The organism is Marseilla massiliensis (genome assembly GCF_016899855.1).
In the GTDB taxonomy this organism is placed as follows: Bacteria; Bacteroidota; Bacteroidia; order Bacteroidales; family Bacteroidaceae; genus Prevotella.
In genome coordinates this window covers 1-8,843 of the sequence record NZ_JACJJG010000111.1, presented here as the reverse complement: position 1 = coordinate 8,843, position 8,843 = coordinate 1, and the positions used below count along the sequence as shown (strand labels likewise).

5 protein-coding genes are annotated in these 8,843 nt (G+C 55.9%); all 5 read right to left on the bottom strand.

What is annotated here, in order from left to right; translation table 11 throughout:
• Positions 1 to 56: 56 nt before the first annotated feature.
• The 5 genes from H6A34_RS12450 to H6A34_RS12430 all read right to left on the bottom strand — a co-directional run bounded on the left by H6A34_RS12450 (position 57) and on the right by H6A34_RS12430 (position 8,763).
• Positions 57 to 2,318, bottom strand: coding sequence for a cytochrome c biogenesis protein CcsA (locus H6A34_RS12450; RefSeq protein WP_205105781.1), 2,262 nt, complete (start codon positions 2,316 to 2,318; stop codon positions 57 to 59).
• 300 nt (positions 2,319 to 2,618) lie between these two features.
• Positions 2,619 to 4,343 carry a di-heme oxidoredictase family protein gene (locus tag H6A34_RS12445; protein ID WP_205105780.1) on the bottom strand — a complete coding sequence of 575 codons (1,725 nt, stop codon included), beginning with the start codon at positions 4,341 to 4,343 and terminating at the stop codon, positions 2,619 to 2,621.
• 147 nt (positions 4,344 to 4,490) lie between these two features.
• Positions 4,491 to 5,786, bottom strand: a complete 1,296-nt coding sequence (locus H6A34_RS12440; protein ID WP_205105779.1) for an imelysin family protein — start codon at positions 5,784 to 5,786, stop codon at positions 4,491 to 4,493.
• Between the two features lie 40 nt (positions 5,787 to 5,826).
• The gene (locus H6A34_RS12435; protein ID WP_239480878.1) at positions 5,827 to 7,137 is read right to left on the bottom strand and encodes a hypothetical protein; all 1,311 of its coding nucleotides are present in this window, start codon (positions 7,135 to 7,137) and stop codon (positions 5,827 to 5,829) included.
• Positions 7,138 to 7,605: 468 nt separating this feature from the next.
• Positions 7,606 to 8,763, bottom strand: coding sequence for a PepSY-associated TM helix domain-containing protein (locus tag H6A34_RS12430; protein WP_205105778.1), 1,158 nt, complete (start codon positions 8,761 to 8,763; stop codon positions 7,606 to 7,608).
• Positions 8,764 to 8,843 lie beyond the last annotated feature (80 nt).

The window sequence follows — 8,843 nt, the reverse complement described above, 5'->3', positions numbered from 1 at the left end:
AAAGCAATTGTCTTAACTCCTTTACTCCATAACTCCTTAACTCCTAAAATTAAGAATCAAGCATACGAATGCATACCTCCCAAGAAATAATTTACTCCGAAGTAAGTCATGACAAGGGTGAGGAAAGCAAGTGTCATGAATATATGGTAGCCCATCGAGCGGCGGAGGAAAGGAACGGAGGCGGCATGGGCGGCCACGGCGTAGACCATGAGCGTTATCAGGCCCCACACTTCCTTTGCATCCCAACTCCAATAAGCGCCCCACGACACGTTGGCCCATATCGCGCCGACGAATATCCCGACACCGAGCAGCGTAAGGGCGGGGTACAACAACAGGCGCGAAAGCAGCGCGAGAGAGTCTAACTGGCCGTCAAGTTCTACGGCATTACGCCCCCGGACGAGGCGCAATATGATGGCTGTCAGCCCGCAGATGAATGTCAATGAAAGCAGGGCGAACGACATCATGATGACCGACACATGGACACTGAGCAGCGGAGAGGAGAGCACAGGCATGATATGCGTTATCTGCGGGTCCATCTGGTTGATGTGCGACACAAGGAGGAAGAAGCCCGACATGAGGAAACCGAACGGCAAGGCTATGCGGAAACGGCGCGCGGCGACGAGGGCAAGCACCATGACAAACCACGCCATAAGCAGCATTGTCTCGTATCCGTTGGCCATAGGAACACGCCCGCCGACTATCCATCGCAAGGCTATACACGCCGTAAGGGCGAGTAACGAGAGGCCGAGCAGCGCACCTCCGACAACCGGCACTGCCCTAAGCAGCGCCTTATCAGGCCTATCGGGCTCATCAGTCTTAACAGGCCTAATGAGCCTGACAAGCCCAATAATAAGCAAAACCACGCCCAGCGTGAGGTTAACCATAAAGAGGATTGTGGCGAACGGTATGGCGTTATATAGCCTTTCGGCCTTCACCTGCGCGGCGGAAGGCAGCGAAGAGCCGCCGTTTAACTGCTGGTATTTCAGCATTTTATCAAGTATTTTGTCCACATTGCCGTAGCTGCTGGCCAGCACTTCCCCGTAAATCAGCGAAAAAACGTTTTGCATGTACTTGCGGTGAGCCTCGTCGACGAGCGTGTCGGTGATGTTCTCGGTCGGCGAATACCACGTAGTCTTGCCGCCTGAAGTAAACGGAAAGACGCGCAGGAGCGTGCCGCGCCGAAGCTCCATGACCATCATCAGACGGTCGTCGATGTCGGCAACCTGCTTGTGGAACTTGCCGTTATGCCCGTGGTAATACTCGTTGAGGTATGGACCGAGGATATATCCGCCCATCACCTGATTGAAGAACGTATTGACAGAGCACCGCCCCGGCAGCTGAAGCGCGTCGCGCAGGGGTCCGTTCTTGACGCGGATTATCGGCTCGGCGCTCCACTCGTCGCCGTAAAAGATAAAGCCGGCGAGCACCTGCTCGGGCGTATAGTCCCCGTAACGGGCGCTGCCGCAGAGCTTCTTGGTGAAGTCGACGGCGAACGTCTGCAGCGGGCACACACGGTCATTGTACAGAATATTGAGCCGTCCGAGACGGTCGGCAGTCTCGCGCGGCAGGGTATTGGCCGCCCCCGCGGCTTGCGACATGGCGCATACCGCCATGACGGAGAGCACCCCGCGCCTCATCATGTCGCTCTTGAAAAGACGGCGGAAGGCCCCTTTCGGGTCGACAAGCAGCCACACGAGCGAGAGGAACAGCAGCGCGTAGCCGGCGTAAGTGACGGGAATGCCCCACGGGTCGGAGTTCAACGCGAGTATGCTGCCGCGCATGTCGGGGTCGTAGGATGACTGGTAGAAGCGCACGGAGCGGTACTTCCACACGTTGTTCATCGACACTTCGGCGCGTTGAGTGGCGCCTCCGTCGGTGATTGTAAACCGTGAAACGTAGTCGGCCTCGGCACGTGTGCCATCGTGATATTTCACGTCGAACGACTCAAGGCGCAGCTCGAACGGCAGCTTACGCTCAACGACGTCACCCCCGGACACGTTCTCGTAATACGTCGACACCGTTTCGCCCACGCGCAGGCGGACAGCTCCCTGCCACGAAGTGACATGGGTAAGCAGCGCGCCTGCAAGTATGACGGCAAACGAGAGGTGCAGCAACACGACCGACGCACGGCGCACACGGCGGCCAACGAAATACGCAACGGCAAGCAGGGCAAGCACGGCCCACAGGCCGACGAACCACCACGAGCCGTAGACTGACGCATGGACAAACTCCGTGCCGCGGAATTTCTCGACGAATGTCGCCGCCGCCATTACCACAATGACGAGTATGTATAGCGCAAAAAGTATTTTCTTCAACATCTTGTCCACTTTGTTATAAACATCAGCGCATGACCGCCAGCAAGACTACATTTCGTCGGCGGTTTCGCGAAAGGTGGCCTTTCACGTATCAAAAGGCCACCTTTTACCGCCCGAAAGGCCGTCTTTTAGAGGCTAAAAGACGGCCTTTTGCAAGGCAGATTGTAATTAATTGATTATCAAGGAGATAGGAATAATAAGCCAGATAAGCCTGATGAGCCTAATAAGCAAGGGCTGACTGACAGGTCTCGCATTAGCCACATTCGGCTCATCCGTCCCATTAGGCCCATCATTCCCCCACCCTTAAATAGACTGCAGGAACTTAACCACTGCGTCGCGGTCGGCCTTCGACAGGTTGTAGAACTTCTCCGCCGAGGAGTACGCATGGCTCTTCTTGCTGTACGCATGCCACATTATGGCCTCTACCTCGTTGCGTGCGCGACAGTCGTGCAGGCGGTCTTCAGCTCCGGTGTTGACCCTCGACAGCCCGCGCCCCCACAAAGGAGTGGTACGGCACCATGACCCGTGTATGTCGTTCTTCATGTACAGCTTGTGCTGCATCATGTCGCTGTACGGCCAGATAGTCTGGTTCTGGTATCTCGGCAGCGGTTTGTCAGCGATACACTCGGGCGTCCAGTAGTTGTCGTCGCCGGTCTTCCACGACGGGCGGTGGCAGCTTGCGCAACCCATCTCCATGAACAGCTCCTTGCCACGCTGCACGTCAGGGTCGTTAAGGTTGCGCGCACGCGGTATCGACAGTCCCCTGTGCCACACCATGAGGGCATAGAACTGGTCGGTAGTCATGTCCGGCTCGAAGTTATACCACTGGTTGTCAAACTGGTTGGTGTTAGGACTCAGCAGGTTAAGCACGGCCTCGGCTATCCCTGCATCAGTGCCGTCGGCATAGTAAGGCGATGTAGGGTCGGCCTTGATGGCGCTGATTACGTCGCTGTTCTCCGACATAGCCTTGGCCCATGCGTCGGTAGTGTACAGCTTAGGACGGTCGGGACGGCTGACGTTGGTGATGTTCCACACGGCGTTAGCTCCTGGTCCGTCCTGCAGAGTGGCACGTGTCAGCGCGTAAGTAAAGCGCTTGACCATCCTCGACGGGGCCGCGCTGCCGTCAGCCAGCTGTCCGGCGCTGCCGAAAGTAGTGTACCACGCGCCCGACGCGAAGTCGTTTGCGGCGGCATCCCAGAAGTTCGGGTTGACATATTCAGAAACGTCAAGCCCCTGTTCCCTGTAATACTCGGCCGTACTTGCGTACTGCTGCCTTATATCATCCTCCTCAATGGCGTCGAGCAGACCCGTACCTATGATACCGATGGTCGACTCAAGACGTATTTCTATGTCCTCGGGCTTCGGGTTAGTGTTGAAAGCCGACTGCGGAATGCTCAGCTCAGGATATATCAGCTCATACTTCTCGCCGTCAGGAAACTGCAACGGCAGACCGCTCTCCATGGCTGTAACCTTGTTCCACGACATCTGTATCTGGCTCTCGTCGATAGGCGGCAGGAAGGGCGACGTGGCCTGCGTCTGCGGCATGGCCGTCACTTCGCTTATGTAAGGACCGTCGTTTGAGCCGGGAGAGTCGGGATGATAGATTACCAGCAGGTATCCATTGCCGTTGCCGTAGGCAGTAGTGTATGTGTCGAAACGCTTTCCGTGGCCGTAGCTCGGATGGCAGTCAAGACACGAACGGCGGGTGCTGGCCGGGCCGAGACCCTTGAACGGCGGCGTACTGATAGTGACACTGCGCTCGAAAATCTGCTCGCCTTCGTTGAAAGCGTCCATCAGTCCTTGGGCATCCGTTGCCGGAGTCTCGTCCTCATAACATCCGGCATAGACGTTGTCGGTAGTTCCAAGCGTTCCGCCGGGATACCACTCCTCGGCAGTAAAGTTGCCCTGCGCCGTACCGACGTATTTCGCATCTGTCTCCACATTAAGCGTCTCTACCTCTTCGTCGGTACAAGCCGACAGCGCGAATACGGCAGAGGCAAGAATAAAAGGATAAAAAATGTTCTTCATATTACAATTTTTTTATAAATGTTTTTGTACTATATCGTCCGCTTTAAAGTAAAAGCAGCGCAGCCATGCGCCTGCATGCGCGGCATGTACACGCGCCACAGTCAGCACAGCTGCAAAGCCAAGCCCTATCGACAGGCTCATGTCCGATTACAATCCCTCAATCCACTGGGCCGCGTTCTGCAGCTCGTCGTTAAGCAAGTCGACTGCCTCCATTGCGTCGCCTGCCTGCTGTGCTCCTGGATCATCAACGAAGGCAATGCCGCTGTTGACACAAGTCGTCAGCTTGGCAATGGCATCGTCAAGCGCGGACTGCAAGGCGTTCAATCCGCTGTAATTGTTGTTCTCAAGGAAAGTCATGACTGAATTTGCATCGGGAGTAGTCTGGTCGATGTTGCCGTAAAGACTGTTCTTTATGCTGTAAATGTTGTCACGGTAGTCGATGTACGATCTCTTGCTGTACGGCGACTCGATGTAGTCTATCGCATCGTCCTGTCCTCCTGTGCCGGTAGCCACACGATAAGCCTGCCCTATCTTCTGGCTGGCCACCTCGTTGGCAATGTTGCCGCACCCAGAAGCGCCTACAAGGGTTACAAGAGCAGCCGTAATGGAGGCGTACGAGCTGCCGTCAATTCCGGCGAGGAGCATGTCGGCGCCATAGTAATAACCGTTATTGTCAAGCGCGTGGGTCCATACGCCAAGCTCAGCGACACGCGATATGTGGGCAGTAGCAGCCTGCTGGCCAAGCCATGACACCTCAAGGCGGTAACAGTTGTCGCGCACGTCACCCGCAACCGCTACGAGGAAAGCCAGCTCGTCCTTGCATTGTACCGTGACGTTGGCAAAGCTTGAATGGTCTTCCGTTCCGTCATACACCGACGCCTTGCGCGGAGCGCCGTCGCGGAAGAGCACGAACTCTATGCCGTGGAAGCCGAGGGCAGTGTCAAACTCACTGTTATGCTGATTGACGAAGGCTATCGGGTCGTCGCTGTAAAGCCCCGCCACCATCGTGGAATTTGACAGGAAGTTGGCCATCTGGCCCTGGTCGAGAGGCCATGAGTCCATGTGCGGGTCGATATTGAAGTCGGTAGCGGCGCCGAAAAGGAACGCCTCGCTCTTCTCCCAATACTCGCGCGCCGTCTTGAAAGCTTCGCATGCGGCCTCAACGTCGGCGTCGGTCAGTGTGCCGGCGGTATGCTTAGACTGCACGTTGACAGCCTCGTTGTAAAGGTCGTCGGCACTTGCGGCAAGGTTTCTGTACGTAGGATACACCACGCCATTGATGTACTGTTCGGCCACGTCCCACATTTCGGCCTGCACGCCGGTCCAGCGGTTGTCGATTACTGGGTTCTCACGGTCACCCCCGAGACCGGGAGTGTCATCGTCACTGCACGATGTCAAGGCAAACGCTCCTATGCAGAACATTGCCAGAAGGTTGGTTTTCATTTTCATATTGCTGTTTGTTTATGGTTTAAATACTTGTCAATCAGAGGAAGAATCCCTCGTAAGCCACTCCTATATTCAGTGCCGGCTCGTCGTTATACTGGCTCTTGAAGAAGCGATGGTTGTACTCGGCCTTGACCACTATTTGCGGAACGGGATAATAGTTGACGCCCGCCGCCACGATGTTCTTCTTCGTATATTGGTTGGCCATGCTGTTAATGTAAGAGTCATAGTACTCGTAATGGCCGAAGACATACAGCTTCTGGCCGCTGCGACGCAGCTTGTTGAACTGCGAGAACACGTCGTATCCCGCCTCGATACTTACCGCCACGGCATGCGAACCGAAGGCTGTCTTGCGGTATGGCGACGTGCCCGACGACTGGTTTGCCTTGATGGCGCTGATTGCCTGGGCGTCGCTTATGTAGCCGTAGTCGGCATATCCGCGCGCAATCCAGTTGTGGTCATTGTACGTGAAGTCGAACGAGCCGAGGTAAATGTTGCCCTCTATGTCCTTATAGCGGTTGCCGTCGGTCTCGAGGTCATGGGGAAACGTGTTGTGCATTGTCTTGCCGTAGTATCCGCTAAGGCCCAGGCGCAGGCCAGGAATGGTGTAGTTGTCGATACGTGCAAGCAGTCCGAACTTGTTGGCAACCTCAAACTCCCATGGGCTCTGGGCTCCCTTGCCTATCCAATACGTGCGGTCGAACATCATGGCGTCAAGCCCTCCGGTGAACTGAACCTCATAACGGAAGTCGCCGGCGCGTCCCCAGAATGATATGCCGGTCTGGTGCCACGTGCTGGGAATTATCGTCCGCTCGCCCTCGGGACGGTAAACGGTGAAGAAATTGAGCGGCTCGTGGTGGGCGTTGGTCAGTCCGAAGGGCAGCACTATATGCCCGAAGCGGATGTTGGCCCATGGCGCAAACGACTTCTGCACCCAGAACTGTTCAAGCTCCACCTCGCCGCCCTTCTCGGTCTCGGCCTCCCATTCGCCGCCTTCCTCGGCCTCCTTCTCTATCGCGCCGCCGCTGCCGCCGTGCTCAAACTCTATTTCCATACCCATCGACCAGCCCTTGCCGAAGTCATATCCTACGTAAAGCACGGCGTGGGGTATGTCGAAACGGCCGTGAGAAGGGTCGTTCTTATAATACGAAGGGTTGGAATAGCGGAACGGGTTGTCGCTGTAGAAGTTGCGTGAATAGGCTATTTCGCCGTATCCGCCTATGCTCAGGCGGTTGCCCTTGGCGTGCTGGTAAACGCTGTCGGAAGCCGACACTTGCGCCACGGCGGTGCATGGCGCAAGACAGCATGCCGCAACGGCACAGGCAGATAAAATTGTCTTGATTGTTCTCATTTTGCAAATTTTGATGTTTATTGTTACTTTTTCCGTTGCAAAAGTACAACAACGGCAAAATGTTAGCAATACTTAAAAATCGGTAAAAATTATCCACCGCCATCACACCGGCCGATAACCAGTTATGGGGATACGCCACACGCCGAAAAAAGAACACATTGTCCCGACGACGAAACAGGTTGGCCTGTTTTTCTGGTTGCGGCCGTCAAAAGGCTTTTAGGCCACCGGAAGATACCGAGAAATGGGTATCCTGCTGACATACCGAAATGTCGGTATAAGGCGGCATGGCCGAGGCCACGGGAGAGGTAATGTAAGATTATCGGAAATGACACCAGCCGACTAACAACAAGAGGTGGCCTTTCGCGATGTAAAAGGCCACCTCTTGGCATATAAAAGGCCGTCTTTTAGAGGCTAAAAGGCGGCCTTTTGGAAAAACATTGAGTATCAACGAGTTATGAATATGCCACGTCAGGTATTGCCTGATGGCTTCCTACGGTTGCCGTGCGACAGCCTTCTTATCCACAGATAGTAGCCGGTAAGCGGCAACATCGCGCCCAGCAAAGCGGCGAGAAACCACAGTACGCGCGTGAAAATCCCGCCGAACGTGCCCGCATGAACGGAGTAAATCCATCCGCGGAGCTTGCCCGAGGGCGCGGCGTCGGCATATTTTACCGCCGAGATAATGCGCCCCGTATGCCTGTCGAACGTGTATCGGTCGGCCGCGCGGCTGTTGCCAAACTTCGAGAACGCCACCGAGGCCGTACCGTCTCCAACGGTTATCGATGCCGAATGGGGGTTGTCCGCACGCAGCCTGTCATACACCTGCTGCCAGACAGCAGGCATTGCTATTGCCACGCGGCGCCCACCGGCCTTGCCCTTACGGTCCTTGCCGCCGCCGTTACTGCCGTCATTGCCCCCATGGGCGCCGCCCTTGGCCGTCGTCTCGACACCAAACACGGAGTAAAATGCCGAGCGGTACCACGAGAACGACCACGTAAGGCCGGTCAACGCCATGGCCAGCAACAACAGCAAGGCATACATGCCACCCGCCACGTGAAGGCTGTGCCACAGGCGGAAACGCCCCTTGCGTACGCTGACTTTCAGGCTATTACGCAACGCGCGGCGCGTCTTTGGCCACCATACGGCCACACCCGACACCAGCGCTACTACAAACATGATGGTCGATACGCCCACGATTATCTTGCCCCATGCCGGCCTGCCCTCGGGCCGCCCGTCGTCGAGCAGCCAGCGGTGGAGCCTGAACATGGTGGCGAAAAACGCCGGACGCTCCTGCCGCCCCTTCACTTCGCCGGTGTACTGGTCGACATAAACGGCGGCACGCTTGGGCTTTGAGAGGTTAACTTTATAAGCTTCCGTAGGGTCGCTGCCGACAGTAACTCCCGTGACGCGCACCCCCTCGGGCTGCATTCGCGCAACTTTCGCCGCAACGACGTCAACGGGCAGAGGGTCGCCGGCGGCCTTTTCCACCTTATATATATCCTCGCCGAACAACCGTGTCAGTTCCTTCTCGAACACAAGCATGGCGCCCGAGAAGCATATAAGGGTAATGACTATGCCGAACGGAACCGACAACCACAAGTGAATTTTCCTGAAAAAACGTTTCATTTGAATAAGGTTTTACGGTTATGCGGTTTTAAGGTCGCACGGTTATGGGGTTATGCGGTTTTAAGGTTATACGGTTATTG

Coding starts and splice junctions, on each gene's coding strand:
- H6A34_RS12430 (WP_205105778.1), bottom strand. CDS start 8,763: ATGAAACGTTTTTTCAGGAAAATTCACTTGTGGTTGTCGGTTCCGTTC.
- H6A34_RS12440 (WP_205105779.1), bottom strand. CDS start 5,786: ATGAAAACCAACCTTCTGGCAATGTTCTGCATAGGAGCGTTTGCCTTG.
- H6A34_RS12435 (WP_239480878.1), bottom strand. CDS start 7,137: ATGAGAACAATCAAGACAATTTTATCTGCCTGTGCCGTTGCGGCATGC.
- H6A34_RS12445 (WP_205105780.1), bottom strand. CDS start 4,343: ATGAAGAACATTTTTTATCCTTTTATTCTTGCCTCTGCCGTATTCGCG.
- H6A34_RS12450 (WP_205105781.1), bottom strand. CDS start 2,318: ATGTTGAAGAAAATACTTTTTGCGCTATACATACTCGTCATTGTGGTA.